At 66.0% G+C, this 14064-nt stretch carries 14 protein-coding genes; 8 read left to right on the forward strand and 6 right to left on the reverse strand.

Going from position 1 to position 14064, the window contains the following annotated elements; all coding sequences use genetic code 11:
* On the reverse strand, window positions 1–1425 hold a 1425-nt coding region (locus AUL31_RS16040; RefSeq protein ID WP_192842532.1), incomplete at its 3' end, for a DNA translocase FtsK 4TM domain-containing protein.
* A gap of 247 nt (window positions 1426–1672) precedes the next feature.
* Between AUL31_RS16040 and AUL31_RS16045 the strand changes: the two genes are divergently transcribed.
* The gene (locus tag AUL31_RS16045; protein ID WP_060609057.1) at window positions 1673–1984 is read left to right on the forward strand and encodes a GNAT family N-acetyltransferase; all 312 of its coding nucleotides are present in this window, start codon (window positions 1673–1675) and stop codon (window positions 1982–1984) included.
* A 71-nt stretch (window positions 1985–2055) separates the two neighbouring features.
* Here the strand turns inward: AUL31_RS16045 and AUL31_RS16050 are convergent, their stop codons facing one another.
* The 5 genes from AUL31_RS16050 to tesB form a co-directional block, all read right to left on the reverse strand.
* On the reverse strand, window positions 2056–3366 hold the full coding sequence (locus AUL31_RS16050; RefSeq protein ID WP_060609271.1) for an ammonium transporter: 1311 nt from the start codon (window positions 3364–3366) through the stop codon (window positions 2056–2058).
* Between the two features lie 73 nt (window positions 3367–3439).
* Window positions 3440–3778, reverse strand: coding sequence for a P-II family nitrogen regulator (locus AUL31_RS16055; protein WP_060609061.1), 339 nt, complete (start codon window positions 3776–3778; stop codon window positions 3440–3442).
* 162 nt (window positions 3779–3940) lie between these two features.
* Window positions 3941–5260, reverse strand: coding sequence for an ammonium transporter family protein (locus tag AUL31_RS16060; protein ID WP_060609064.1), 1320 nt, complete (start codon window positions 5258–5260; stop codon window positions 3941–3943).
* 61 nt (window positions 5261–5321) lie between these two features.
* Window positions 5322–5660: a P-II family nitrogen regulator gene (locus AUL31_RS16065; protein WP_060609067.1), complete on the reverse strand. Its 339-nt coding sequence runs from the start codon at window positions 5658–5660 to the stop codon at window positions 5322–5324.
* A 243-nt stretch (window positions 5661–5903) separates the two neighbouring features.
* Window positions 5904–6773: an acyl-CoA thioesterase II gene (gene tesB, locus AUL31_RS16070; RefSeq protein WP_060609070.1), complete on the reverse strand. Its 870-nt coding sequence runs from the start codon at window positions 6771–6773 to the stop codon at window positions 5904–5906.
* Between the two features lie 61 nt (window positions 6774–6834).
* Between tesB and AUL31_RS16075 the strand changes: the two genes are divergently transcribed.
* The 7 genes from AUL31_RS16075 to cysN all read left to right on the forward strand — a co-directional run bounded on the left by AUL31_RS16075 (window position 6835) and on the right by cysN (window position 14063).
* The gene (locus AUL31_RS16075; RefSeq protein WP_060609075.1) at window positions 6835–8064 is read left to right on the forward strand and encodes a ubiquinone biosynthesis hydroxylase; all 1230 of its coding nucleotides are present in this window, start codon (window positions 6835–6837) and stop codon (window positions 8062–8064) included.
* A 145-nt stretch (window positions 8065–8209) separates the two neighbouring features.
* Window positions 8210–8563, forward strand: coding sequence for a DUF2849 domain-containing protein (locus AUL31_RS16080; protein ID WP_060609079.1), 354 nt, complete (start codon window positions 8210–8212; stop codon window positions 8561–8563).
* A gap of 6 nt (window positions 8564–8569) precedes the next feature.
* A complete protein-coding gene (locus AUL31_RS16085) occupies window positions 8570–10258 on the forward strand; it encodes a nitrite/sulfite reductase (protein ID WP_060609083.1) in 1689 nt (562 codons plus the stop codon).
* Complete coding sequence (locus AUL31_RS16090; RefSeq protein ID WP_060609085.1) at window positions 10255–10767, forward strand: DUF934 domain-containing protein; 513 nt, start codon at window positions 10255–10257, stop codon at window positions 10765–10767. Before AUL31_RS16085 ends, AUL31_RS16090 begins: the two co-directional genes overlap by 4 nt.
* A 3-nt stretch (window positions 10768–10770) precedes the next feature.
* The gene (locus AUL31_RS16095; protein ID WP_409359977.1) at window positions 10771–11544 is read left to right on the forward strand and encodes a phosphoadenylyl-sulfate reductase; all 774 of its coding nucleotides are present in this window, start codon (window positions 10771–10773) and stop codon (window positions 11542–11544) included.
* An 18-nt stretch (window positions 11545–11562) separates the two neighbouring features.
* On the forward strand, window positions 11563–12468 hold the full coding sequence (cysD, locus tag AUL31_RS16100; protein WP_060609088.1) for a sulfate adenylyltransferase subunit CysD: 906 nt from the start codon (window positions 11563–11565) through the stop codon (window positions 12466–12468).
* Window positions 12468–14063 (forward strand): sulfate adenylyltransferase subunit CysN, encoded by a 1596-nt coding sequence (cysN, locus tag AUL31_RS16105; RefSeq protein ID WP_060609091.1) that lies wholly within the window; start codon window positions 12468–12470, stop codon window positions 14061–14063. Before cysD ends, cysN begins: the two co-directional genes overlap by 1 nt.
* Window position 14064: the final 1 nt, after the last annotated feature.

The raw sequence follows: 14064 nt of genomic DNA on the forward strand, positions 1-14064 counted from the left end.
GGGGATGAAGTCGCGCCAGCCGCCACTCTTTTCGCGCTGGGGGCGCTCGTCGGCGCGCAGGGGCTGGGTCTCGTCGTCCATATCGAAAGGTGGCGCATCGCCGTAATTGGCCGGCGCGTCGGACATCAGTTCCTCGACCGTCGGCTCGTCGGGTGCGAGGTCCTCGTAACCGTCGAACGCGTCCTCTGCCCGGTCGTCGTGCCCGTCCGCCGCCGCGTAGCCGAGTTCGCCCGTTTCGGGATCGAACGGTTCGTCGTCGCGCTCCCAGCGCTTCTTGCCGAGGCGCGAAGCGGCATAGGAGCCGTTCCAGTCGCTGCGGCCATGGCGCACCGTGGCGCGGCTGGTATCCACGGGCCGCCGCGCGGCTGCGTCCTGATCGGTGGCCGGCTCGGCGAAGACGTCGACATCGTAGGCCTCGTCGAAGGGGGCGGCCTGGGGCGGCTGGGGCCGCTCGGCCGGGTGTGCCCGTGGCTGCGGCGCGGCTGCGACCGTCTGATAGCCATAATCGTCGAAACCATCCATATCGACGGCATCGAACTGCGGCTGCTGCGGCCGCGTGTCCACCACCCGGATCTCGCGCTGGGGGCGGCCCGAAACGGCAGCGGCCGATACCGCCGCCTGCGTCGCTGCCGCCATGGACGGCTCTTCACGCCAGGCCGGGCCGGAACCTGGCTCGCGGCGCTGGATGGGGCGTTGATCGGCCTTCGGCCGGCGGATGCCGGACCATACCGAATAGGCCAGATGGGCGGTTGCGCCCGCCAGAAGCTGCCAGCGGCTTTCGCCGGTATCCTCGTCTTCGATCTCGTCGGCCGTCCTGGGCGCGCGCGGCGCGGCGGCGGCAACAGCCGCCTTGGGGACTGCGCGGCGCGTACGCCCGATGAATCCCAGGCCGGTCAGGTACAGCCAGGCCGCCGGCACCGCCAGGACGATGCCGAGGATGCTTCCGGCAAGGCCCGAAGGGTAGGCCCCGGTCACGAGAGCCGGAAACTTCAGGACGATGTCGCCGGCAATGCCGCCAAGGCCGATCGGCAGCGGCCAGCCGGCGGGTGCGCCGATGCAGCCCAGCGCCGTCGCGGCAAGCAGGGTGCCACCGAGGGCAAACCAGCCGCGCCGTCCGGCACCGTCGATCCTGCGTCCGCCGAGCAGCTTGAGCCCCCAGACGAAGGGCAGGACGATCGTCAGCACAGAGGCAAGGCCGAAGACCTGCATCGCAAGGTCGGCGATGATGGCCCCGGAAGCGCCGGCAAGGTTGCCCACCGGGTTCGAATTGGACTGGCTCAGCGACGGATCGCCCACGTTCCAGGTGGCGAGCGCGGCAGCAAGATAGATCGAAAGGCCGATGAGGGCGACGCCGCCCACGATCAGCAATCCGCTCCGCTGCCTGCCTTCGAATTCGTCTTCTGCGTCGATCGTAGCCATGGTCATTCGCGCTTTGTCCTGTTGCCCGCCGACGACCAGCCGGCATGCGTTCAACGAGACCCGAGCCGCTTGTGGGCAGGTCGGTGTGGTGGGCACGGCCGCGAAACGGCAGCCGGAGGCCCGTCATACCCGACTTTAGGCAAACGAGGTTAAAGGCCCTTTAACCCTGTTCGTAAAGTCGTGATCAGGTTCTGCGGAACGGCGATCCGGCCGTAAATGTTGGACAGGATTATCGCAACCGGGAAGAACGGGCATGGATATCAGGCATGAGGACATGGGCCGAGGCGGCCTTTTCGTAACGGGAGACGGCGAGGACAGGGCCGAGTTGACCTATTCGCCCGCGGGCATCCAGGACGCCTGGGTGTTTGACCACACCTACGTTCCCGAAAAGCTGCGCGGACAGGGCATCGCCGCGAAACTTCTGGATTTCGCCGTCGGCTTCGCGCGGGACAAGGGCATGAAGGTGGTTCCCGCCTGCTCCTATGTGCGTGCCGAGTTCGAGCGGCATCCCGAGCGTTACGCCGATCTTGCGACCGAAGAGAAAAAGCCTTTCGGCCGCGTTTGAAAACATCGACAAAAAAGGGGCGGGCGCCCGGCGCCCGCCCCTTTTCTCATGCGTGTGACAGCGGCGTGCGCCTAGCTGTGGTAGGCGGACTCGCCGTGCGAGGTGAGGTCCAGCCCTTCGCGCTCGGATTCCAGCGTCGGGCGAAGGCCGATCACCAGATCGACGATCTTGTACAGGATCGCCGAGACGATGCCGCAATAGACGATGGTGATGACCACGGCGACGATCTGCGAATAGACCTGGCCGCCCATGCTGACGCCGTCGGCATAGCCGATGCCGCCCAGCGACGACGAGACGAAGATGCCGGTGCCGATGGCGCCGACGATGCCGCCGATGCCGTGGATGCCGAAGACGTCCAGGCTGTCGTCATAGCCGGCAGCCGGCTTCACCACCGCCACGAAGAAGTAGCAGGCGGCGGAAGCGATCGCACCCAGCACGATGGCGCCGATGGGGCCGATCAGGCCGGCGGCGGGCGTGACGGCGACGAGGCCGGCGATGATGCCGGAGACGGCACCCAGCATGGATGCCTTGCCGCGCGCGAGGGCCTCGATCAGTATCCACGCCACGGTGGCGCCGGCCGTGGCCGTGAAGGTGTTGATCATGGCGAGGGCCGCGCCGCTGGTGGCCTCGAGGTTGGAGCCGGCGTTGAAGCCGAACCAGCCCACCCACAGGATGGAGGCGCCAACCATGGTGAGCGTCATCGAGTGCGGAGCCATCATGTCCTTGCCGAGGCCGGTGCGCTTGCCAACCAGCAAGGCGCCGACGAGGCCCGCGATACCGGCGTTGATGTGCACCACCGTGCCGCCCGCGAAGTCGAGCGCCGCGACGCCGCCTGCATGCAGGCCGTTGAAGATGAGGCCGTTGGCGTCCCAGACCATATGGGCGATCGGGAAGTAGACGAGCGTCACCCACAGGATGGTGAACAGAACCACCGCACCGAACTTGATGCGTTCGGCGAAGGCGCCGACGATCAGTGCCGGCGTTATGCAGGCGAACGTCATCTGGAAGGCGATGAACACGTATTCCGGCAGTTCCACGCCATCGGTGAAGGTGGCGACGGTGCTGTCGACGGTCACGCCGGCCAGGAACAGCTTGCCGAAGCCGCCCCAGTACGGGCTGGTCGACCCGCCGAAGGCGAGCGAGTATCCGTAGACGACATAGATGATCATCACGACGGCGCAGATCGTCACGCACTGCATGAGGACCGACAGCATGTTCTTGGCGCGCACCAGGCCGCCATAGAACAGGCTGAGGCCGGGCAGCACCATGAACAGCACCAGCACGGTCGATATGAGCATCCAGGCGACGTCGCCCTTGTCGATGACGGCCACCGCCGTCTCCACAGGGGCCGGCCCGACGCCGGTATCCTGCGCGAGCGCCATGCCGGCGGTGGCGAGAACGCCCCCGAGCCCGCCGGCGACAACTGACTTCAAGTATCTCATTTGAACTGTCCCCTTACAGCGCGTTGGCGTCAGTTTCGCCCGTGCGGATCCGCAGGGCGCTATCGATGCCATAGACAAAAATCTTCCCGTCACCGATCTGGCCGGTCTTGGCTGATGCCGCTATGGCATCGACGGCCGCTGCCACCGCGTCGGACGGCAGGACCACCTCGATCTTCAGTTTCGGCAGGAAGCTCACGGCATACTCGTTGCCGCGATAGATTTCGGTATGGCCTTTCTGCCGGCCATAGCCTTTCACCTCGGTGACGGTGAGCCCTTCGATGCCGAGGGCGATGAGCGACTCCCGCACCTCGTCGAGCTTGAATGGTTTGATGATCGCCACGACGATCTTCATCTGTCTTGACCTTGAGCGGGGAAACGCGGCTCCCCGAAACGCCGACGCCGCTGCAGCGGACCTTTAGCCTGGTTTCGGGGCAGGCCGCGCCGGTAGCCGGCACGGCCTGCCCCTCGTTTCATGGCCGGAGCGCCGACGCGCCCCGACAGCCCCGGACGCGCGTCAGACGCGCGCGGCCGAGAATTCCGGATAGGCCTCCACGCCGACTTCGGCGCGGTCCAGACCCAGGGCCTCTTCCTCTTCGCTCGGGCGCACGCCGATGGTGGCCTTGATGGCGAACCAGACGATGCCGGTGGCGACGAGGGTGAAGGCGCCAACGGCCAGAATGCCGATGATCTGCGCCGAAAAGCTCGTGTCCGGGTTGGTGAAGGGGACGGCAAGCGTGCCCCAGATGCCGGCCACGAGATGCACCGGGATGGCGCCGACGACGTCATCGATCTTCAGTTTGTCGAGCAGCGGCACGGTGACGACCACGAGCGCCGCGCCGATGCCGCCGATGATGGCAGCCGACAGGAACGTCGGGGTCAGCGGCTCGGCCGTGATGGCCACAAGCCCGCCCAGCGCGCCGTTGAGCGCCATGGTGACATCGACCTTCTTGTACAGGATCTGCATGATGACCATCGACACGATCACGCCGGCCGCGGCCGCCGTATTGGTGTTGACGACAACCCGGCCCACCGAGGCGGCATCCTCGAGCGTGCCCAGCGCAAGCTGCGAGGCACCATTGAAGCCGAACCAGCCGAACCACAGGATGAAGGCGCCCAGCGTCGCCAGCGGGATTGACGATCCCGGCATGGCCACGACCCGGCCGTCGGCACCGTAGCGGCCCTTGCGCGCACCGATGATGAGCGCACCGGTCAATGCGGCCCAGCCGCCGACCGAATGGACCAGGGTGGAACCGGCGAAGTCCGAGAAACCGATCTCCGACAGCCAGCCGCCACCCCACTGCCAGGCGCCCGTAACCGGGTAGATCGCGCCGCAGAGGATGACGACGAACAGCAGGAAGGGCCACAGGCGGATGCGCTCCGCTACCGTGCCCGAGACGATCGAGGCGGCGGTGGCGCAGAACATCGACTGATAGAAGAAATCCGTGGCCAGCGAATAGTCGCCCGTATCGGCGGACGGGGCGGGGAAGGTCATCGGTGCGATCTGGCCGAACCAGCCGCCATCGACGCCGGAGTACATGAGATTGTAGCCGACCAGCCAGTAGACGAGCACGCCCGTCGAGTAGAGCGAGATATTCTTGAGGCACTGCATGGACACGTTCTTCGACCGGACTAGGCCGGCCTCGAGCATGCAGAAACCCGCTGCCATCCACATGACGAGGATGCCGCCGAGAAAGAACAGAAGCGTGTTGAAGACGTAGAAATAGGGGTCTGCCGCGGCGGCCGCGGCGTCGGGTGCGGCATCCTGCGCATAGGCTGCACCGGTGGACAGGGCGCCGATGACGGCGGCGGACATGGCTATCTTTGGTATCTGCATCGTTTGGACGTTCCTTGAAGCGTTCCGAAGATCAGGCGCCGACCGGCGGCGCCCGCCGGCTTTAAAGGGCGTTGACGTCGGTTTCGCCCGTGCGGATGCGCACGGCCTGCTCGATGCCGAAGACGAAGATCTTTCCATCGCCGATCTGGCCGGTCTTGGCGGCGGCGGCGATGGCATCGACCGCAGCCGGCACCATGTCGCTTGCCACGGCGATCTCGACCTTCAATTTCGGCAGGAAGCTGACGGCATATTCGGTGCCGCGATAGATTTCCGTATGGCCCTTCTGGCGCCCGTAGCCCTTGACCTCGGTTACGGTCAGGCCCTGGATGCCCACCGCGGTCAAAGCTTCGCGGACTTCGTCCAGCTTGAATGGCTTGATGATCGCCATCACGATTTTCATGTTCACCTCGACGTATCTGGCGAAAGCCCCGCATTAAGGCGACGCCCGCGCTTTGCGTTCAGTCCCCCGACACTCGCCGGTTCATGACGCTAAGAGGTGAAACAAGACTCGTGCCAACTGCCTTAGGCTTGTGCGAAACAGCGCTTTTACCGCGATTTCGCCTTATTCAGGCCACTTGAAGCCTGATTTGGCGGCAGCAAGGCACTGGTGGCCTGCCGCCGACTTGGCCAGATTGTGCAAAGATTATGCAGGTTGCTGCTTTCTTGGCCGGATAAGGCCTTCCTGCGCCACGGATGCCACCAGCACCCCATCCGGCGTGAACAGCGAGCCGCGCGTCAGGCCGCGCCCGCCGGACGACGACGGGGAATCCTGTGTGTACAGCATCCACTCCGACACACGGACCGGCCGGTGAAACCACATGGCATGGTCCAGGCTGGCAGCCTGTATGCGCCGGTCGAACACGGAAAGCCCATGGGCGAACAGCGAGGTATCGAGAAGGGTCATGTCCGACAGGTAGGCCAGGACGGCAGCGTTGAGATGAGGGTCGTCGCCGATGTCGTCCACCAGCCGCACCCAGATATTCTGGTGCGGCGGCAGCTTGTTGTCGGTCAGATAGTGATCGAGCGAGACGGGCCGGAATTCCACCGGGCGCGGGCGCTGCCAGTACCGCTTCACCGATTCCGGCGCATCCGAGAGGATAAGCCGGTTCAGTTCCTTGTAAGGCACGTCTTCCGGCCCCGGCACGGCCGGCATCGGAACCTGGTGCGACAGCCCCTCCTCTGCCCGCTGGAAGGACGCCGACAGGGTAAAGATCGCTTCGCCATGCTGGACGGCGGTCACCACGCGGGTCGAGAAGGAGCCGCCATCCCGCAGCCGCGACACCTCGTAGACGATGGGGCGCTTCGGATCGCCCGGGCGGATGAAGTACCCATGCAGCGAGTGGACCGGACGCCCGGCTTCGACGCTGCGCTGTGCCGCCACCAGCGCCTGCGCAACGACCTGGCCGCCGAATACCCTCTGCCAGCCGATATCGGGACTGCGGCCCCTGAACAGGTTTTCCTCGAGCGGCTCGAGGTCGAGCGTCGAAAGCAGGGTCGCTACCGAATCGTGCATCATTCCATCCCGTACCGCGATGCTCTACATGGACTTGTCCGGAAGGTAAGGTGAATCGCCCATGCAGGATACGCAAGCTTTCGACATCGTCGTGGCCGGAGGCAACTATGTCGGCCTCACCACCGCGCTCGCCATCCGCACCTATGCGCCCGGTCTGTCGATCCTTCTGGTGGATGCCGCGCCGGAGTCCGCTGGCCTTGGCAACGGGCGTGCCTCGGCCGTGGCGGCCTCTGCCTCACGGATGCTGGAGCGCCTGGGTGTATGGCAGGAAATGGCGCCGGCAGCGCAGCCGATCAACGACATGATCGTCACCGATTCCCGCCTGTCCGATCCCGTGCGACCTGTATTCCTGACATTCGACGGGGCTATCGGCGATGGCGAGCCCTTCGCCCATATGGTGCCCAATCCGGCCATGACCGGGCCGCTACGCGCCCGGGCGGCGGCACTGGGCGTGGACCTTCGCTACGGTGTCGGCGTTACCGGCATCGGCGAGGCCGCCGGGTTGCGCCGCGTCGAGTTGTCGGACGGCGCGCTCGTCACGGCGCGGCTTGTCATCGCCGCCGACGGCGTCAATTCGCGGCTGCGCGACATGGCCGGCATCCGCACGATCTTCCACGATTATCGCCAGACCGGCATCGTCGCGACCATCCACCACGAAAGGCCCCACAACGGCCGCGCGGAAGAGCATTTCCTGCCGTCCGGGCCGTTTGCCATCCTGCCTTTGCCGGACAACCGGTCGTCGCTGGTATGGACCGAACCCACGCGTGAGGCGGAGCGCCTCCTTGCCGCCAACCCGCTCGTCTTCGAAGCGGAACTGGAGCGCCGCTTCGGCCTGAAGCTGGGCGCGCTGACGGTCGAGGGAAAGCCCCGCGCCTTCCCGCTGGGCCTGCGCCTGGCGCGCGATTACGTCAGGCCGCGCTTCGCCCTTGTCGGCGACTCGGCCCATGGCCTGCACCCCATTGCGGGCCAGGGCCTCAATTACGGCTACAAGGATGCCGCCGCCCTGGCCGAGACGGTGGTGGACGCATCGCGCCTCGGCCTCGACATCGGCAGCCTGGACGTGCTCGAGCGCTATCAGGTCTGGCGGCGCTTCGACACGCTGCGGATGGGTGTGACCACCGACATCCTCAACCGCCTGTTCTCGAACGACAATAAGCTGCTGCGCCCGATCCGCGATTTGGGGCTATCGCTTGTCGACCGGGCCCCGGCATTGAAGCGCTATTTCATCGGGCAGGCCGCCGGCATCGGCGAGCCGGAGGGCCCGAAGCTTCTGCGCGGTGAGGCGTTGTAAGCGGGCTTATCCGAACCAGATTGCGGGGCAGCGCCGATCGGCGACAAATTCATTCTCCACGGCGGTGGTGATTGGAACACCCATCGGCGAAGCCTTGCGCCGCATGGCTTAATTAGAACGGAACCAGAAGACGAGGTTCCGCACAATGGCCGACAAGAAGACAGACGAAAAGTTCAACGGCGTGAAGCTGCCGGTCGTCCTGTCCGCCAACGATCTGCTCGATGGCGAAGTCGTCTTCCTGACGGACACGGGATGGACCTTCGATCCGGCAAAGGCGCTGGTGGCCGACGAAGCGCAGGCCGCCGAGGCCCTTGTGCTGCGCGGCGCCGAGGCGGCCAAGGCCAATCTGGTTGTCGATCCCTATCTCGTCGCCATCCAGCGCGACGCGGACGGGTTTCCTGCCGCCAGCCACTTCCGCGAGGCGATCCGCCAGAAGGGGCCGTCCATCCACCCTGAAATCGGCAAGCAGGCCGATTTTCCTTCAGCGCAGCAGAGGTAGGACACGATGTACCGCTACGACGAATTCGATGCCGAGTTTGTACGCCAGCGCGTTGCGGAGTTTTCCGAACAGGTCGGTCGTCGCCTCGACGGCTCGCTGACGGAAGACGAGTTCAAGCCGCTGCGCCTGAAGAACGGCCTTTATCTGCAGTTGCATGCCTACATGCTGCGCGTCGCGGTGCCCTACGGCACGCTGAACGGAAGGCAGCTCCGGCAGCTTGCCCTGATCGCGGAGCGGTTCGACAAGGGCTATGCGCATTTCACCACGCGGCAGAACCTTCAGTTCAACTGGCCCAAGCTGAAGGATGTGCCCGAGATACTCGGCCTCCTGGCCGATGTGGAGATGCATTGCATCCAGACCAGCGGCAACTGCATCCGCAACGTCACCTCCGACCAGTTCGCCGGCGTCGCCGCCGACGAGGTGGAAGACCCCCGCATTACCGCCGAGCTGATCCGCCAATGGTCGAGCCTGCACCCGGAGTTCTCCTGGCTGCCGCGCAAGTTCAAGGTGGCCGTCACCGGGGCCGAGCATGACCGCGCCGCCATCAAGGTGCACGATCTCGGCATCCGCATCCTGCGCCATCCGCAGACGGGCGAGACGGGCTACGAGATCGTCGTGGGCGGCGGGCTTGGCCGCACGCCGATGATCGGCAAGGTGATCCGCGAGTTTCTGCCCAAGGACGAGCTGCTGGCCTATCTGGAAGCGGTCATGCGCGTCTACAATGCCGAAGGCCGGCGCGACAACAAGTACAAGGCGCGCGTCAAGATCCTGGTGCACGAGATCGGCACGGACGAGTTCCGCGCCCGCGTCGAGGCCGAGTACGCCGAACTCGACGGCCCCACGGTGAACGCCCCGCGGGAAGAGCTGGAGCGGATTGGCGCCTATTTCGCGCCCCCCGCCTATGAGGTGCTACCCGAACGCTCCGAGCGGCTCGAGGCGGCGCGCCGCACGGATGCGGGGCTGGACCTTTTCGTGCGGCAGAACAGCTTTCCGCATCGCCAGCCGGGCTACATCGTCCTGACCGTATCGCTGAAGCCCATCGCCGGCGTGCCGGGCGACATGAGCGACGCGCAGATGCGGACCTTCGCCGACATCGCCGAGCGCTACTCCTTCGATGAACTGCGCGTCAGCCATGCGCAGAACCTCGTGCTGCCGCATGTGCGCCAGGACGATGTGCCGGAAGTGTATGCCGCATTGGAAAAGGCCGGCCTTGCCACGGCCAATGCCGGGCTGGTGACCGACATCATCGCCTGCCCCGGCCTCGATTACTGCGCGCTGGCAACGGCGCGCTCCATTCCCATTGCCCAGGAAATCTCGAAGACGTTTGCCGCACCCGAGCGCCAGCAGGCGATCGGCCCGCTGCAGATCAAGATTTCGGGCTGCATCAATGCCTGCGGCCACCACCATGTCGGCCATATCGGCATTCTCGGTCTGGAGAAGTCGGGCAAGGAAAACTACCAGATCACGCTGGGTGGCGACGCCACGGAGAACGCCGCGCTGGGCGAGCGGCTCGGCCCCGGCATCGACGCCGACCAGGTGCCGGGCGCCATCGAGGCCATCGTGGACGCCTATTTCAATGAGCGCCACGAGGGCGAGGAATTCATCGCCACCGTGAAGCGGACGGGGCTGGACCCGTTCAAGCGCCGCTTCCAGGCCTATGTGGCCGGCGAAGCGGGCGTGGGAGAAGCGGCATGAGCGTCCTGATCGATGCGGATGGGCGGCGCGACGATCGTTTCGCCCCTGTCGAGACCGTCGAGGCGCTGTCGCTGGCCGACGGTCCCGTTCTCGTGCCCCTGACGGTGATCGACGCGGCGCTGGCCGATGGCCGCAATGCCGAAATCGGCCTTCTGGTGGAAAACCACATCGGCATCCAGGCGATCCGTCCGTATCTGGACCGTGTCGCGCTGGTTGCCGTTGCCTTCCCGAGCTTCTCCGACGGGCGCGGCCTGTCCATTGCCATGCGCCTGCGCCGGGCCGGTTTCACCGGCACGTTGCGGGCCCGTGGCCCGGTGATCGCCGACCAGTTCCGGGACGTTCTCGCCTGCGGGTTCGACGAGGTGGAGCTGCCGGATGAGCTGGCCGCGCGCCAGCCGCTGGAGCAGTGGCAGGAGGCGCGCGACATCGTGACCCTGCATTACCAGCAGAGCTATGGCCACGACACCAGCATCCTGCAAAGGCGGCTTGCCGCGAAGGCGCGGGGTTGAGTTATGGCCATGGCAGCCAATCAGCTGGCGGCGGACCTCGACACCGGCTTTGCCGGGAAGACGCCGCTCGAGCGCCTTGCGCTTCTGGCCGGGTCGGTCGACGGTCGACGTGTGTTCACAACCAGCCTCGGCCTGGAAGACCAGATGCTGACGCATCTGATTTTCGAGAACGCCCTCCCCTTCGAGGTGGTGACGCTGGATACGGGGCGGCTGTTTCCTGAAACCTATGCGCTCTGGCAGAAGACGGAAGAGCGGTATGGTCGCCGCATCAAGGCGAAATATCCGCAGGCCGACGCGCTGGAGGCGCTGGTCGACGACCAGGGGATCGACGGGTTCTATTTCGGCACCGACATGCGCAAGGCGTGCTGCGGCGTCCGCAAGGTAGAGCCCTTGGGCCGCGCGCTGAACGGGGCGAGCGCCTGGGTCACGGGCCTGAGGCGCGACCAGTCTCCTAACAGGGAGCGGCTGGACTTCGTGTCCTTCGACGCGGCACGCGGGCTCGTCAAGGCCAATCCGCTCTTCGACTGGACGCGCGAGGATATCCGCCTGTTCACCGAGCAGCACGATGTGCCCGTCAATGCGCTGCACGCGCAGGGTTTCCTGTCCATCGGCTGCGCGCCCTGCACCCGCGCATTGCGGCCGGGCGAGCCGGAGCGTGCCGGCCGTTGGTGGTGGGAAGACGAGACCCGCAAGGAATGCGGCCTGCATGTCGACGATGCCGGCACCCCGCAGCGGCGGCCCGGCACCGTGGGCGACGCGGCCTTCGAACGCGCCTGAGAAGGGCAAGAGATACAGATGACGGCACCCCTGACCCATTTGCAGAAGCTGGAAGCGGAATCGATCTTCATCATCCGCGAGACGGTCGCCACGACCGAGAATCCGGTGATGCTCTATTCCATCGGCAAGGATTCGGCGGTGATGCTGCATCTTGCGCTGAAGGCTTTCGCCCCCGGCAAGCTGCCCTTCCCGCTGCTGCATGTCGACACCACCTGGAAGTTCCGGGAGATGATCGAGTTCCGCGACCGGCGTGCGGCGGAACTGGGCGTGGACCTGATCGTCCACATCAACCAGGACGGCGTGGCGGCGGGCGTCAATCCGTTCGACAGCGGCTCGCGCGTGCATACCGACGTGATGAAGACGGAGGGCCTCAAGCAGGCCCTGGCGAAGCACCGTTTCGACGCGGCCTTCGGCGGCGCACGCCGCGACGAAGAGAAGAGCCGCGCCAAGGAACGCGTCTTCTCGCTGCGCTCCGCCGAGCATCGCTGGGACGCCAAGAACCAGCGCCCGGAGCCCTGGCGGCTCTACAACACCCGCAAGAGGCAGGGCGAAAGCTTCCGCGTCTTCCCGCTGTCCAACTGGACCGAGAGCGACGTGTGGGACTACATCGCGCTCGAGAACATTCCCGTGGTTCCGCTCTATTTCGCGGCGAAGCGGCCCATCGTGCGGCGCGACGGCGCGCTCATCATGCGTGACGACGACCGCATGGCCCTGCAGCCCGGCGAAAGCGTCGAAGAACTGTCCGTCCGCTTCCGCACGCTCGGCTGCTACCCGCTGACCGGGGCGGTGGAATCGGAGGCCGGGTCGCTGGACGCCATCATCGCCGAGATGCGCGGCTCCCGCGCATCGGAGCGGCAGGGCCGCATCATCGATCGCGATGGCGGAGCCTCGATGGAGGAAAAGAAGCAGGAAGGTTATTTTTGATGAGTGCCGTGCGTAGCCTTCCCCTGGCCGACATCGATACCGACGACTCCGCATCCGCCCCGACGCCGGCGGTCGCGCCGGCCGCCTCGCTGCTGCGCTTCATCACCTGCGGCTCGGTCGACGATGGCAAGTCGACGCTGATCGGCCGCCTGCTCTACGACACCAAATCGGTCTTCGACGACCAGTTGGAGGCGCTGGAGCGCGATTCGCGCAAATTCGGCACGACCGGCGAGACGCTGGATTTCGCGCTTCTCGTGGACGGCCTTTCCGCCGAGCGCGAGCAGGGCATAACCATCGACGTGGCCTACCGCTACTTCTCGACCGCCCGGCGCGCCTTCATCATCGCCGATACGCCGGGCCACGAGCAGTACACCCGCAACATGGCGACGGGCGCCAGCCAGGCCGACCTTGCCGTGATCCTGGTGGACGCGCGCAAGGGCATCCTGCCGCAGACGCGGCGGCATTCCTTCATCACCTCCATGGTGGGCATCCGATCCGTCATCGTCGCCGTCAACAAGATGGATCTCGTCGATTTCGACGAGGCGACGTTCCGGCGTATCGAGGCGGATTACCGGGCGCTGCTGCCGGCGTTCGATTTCGTCGATATCAGCTTCATCCCCCTGTCGGCCAAGAACGGCGACAACATTATCGCGCCGTCGGCCAACACGCCCTGGTATCAGGGCCCGACGCTTCTGGAACGTCTTGAAACGGTCGAGGCCGAGCGGTTGGCCGAGGGCGATGCGTTTCGCCTGCCCGTCCAGTACGTCAACCGCCCCAACCTCGACTTTCGCGGCTTCTGCGGCCAGATCACCAGCGGCGGCGTGCGGCCCGGTGAGCGTGTCCTGGCCCTTCCCAGCGGGCGCGAGGCAACTGTCGACACGGTCTACGGCGCAAACGGACCTGTCGAGCGCGCCTCGGCCGGCGAGGCTGTAACGCTGACGCTGGATCGCGAGATCGACATATCGCGTGGCGACGTCCTCGTACGACCCGGCGACAGGATCGCCGCCCGCAGCGAATTCTCGGCGCAGATCCTGTCCCTGACCGACAGGCCCCTGGTCAGCGGCACCCGGCTGGTGGCGCGGCTCGGCACCGCGCAGTCGCCGGCGGCCATACGCCGCCTGGAAGCGGCCGTCGACATCCACACCTTCCAGACACGGCCGGCCAATGCCCTGTCGATGAACGAAATCGGCAAGGTGGTCATCGGGCTGGACAAGGCGTTGGTGGCGACGCTGTACAGTGAAAGCCGCGATCTCGGCTCCTTCATCCTGATCGATCCCTTGACCAACGAGACGGTGGCGCTGGGCATCGTCACCGCCCTGCCGACCGAGCATGCTGCGATGGCCTCGCCCGGCACGACTGGATCGCAGGCCGCGCGTACCTCCTGGTGGAGCGACAAGGTCACGATCTATCGCGCGGTTGCGGCGGTGCTGATCGGCATCGCGGCCCTTCTTCTCGGTCTGCCGCTCTGGGCGGCGATCGTGCTGGGTGTGGTGGACTTCCTGATCCGTCCGCTGCTGCGGCATGTGATGGCGCCGGAAATCCGGCCCGAAAAGCCGGTAGACCCATCGGATGTCGGTGACGGCGCCGGCATCTAGC

Origin of the sequence: Aureimonas altamirensis (assembly GCF_001463885.1) — a bacterium.
GTDB lineage: Bacteria > Pseudomonadota > Alphaproteobacteria > Rhizobiales > Rhizobiaceae > Aureimonas > Aureimonas altamirensis.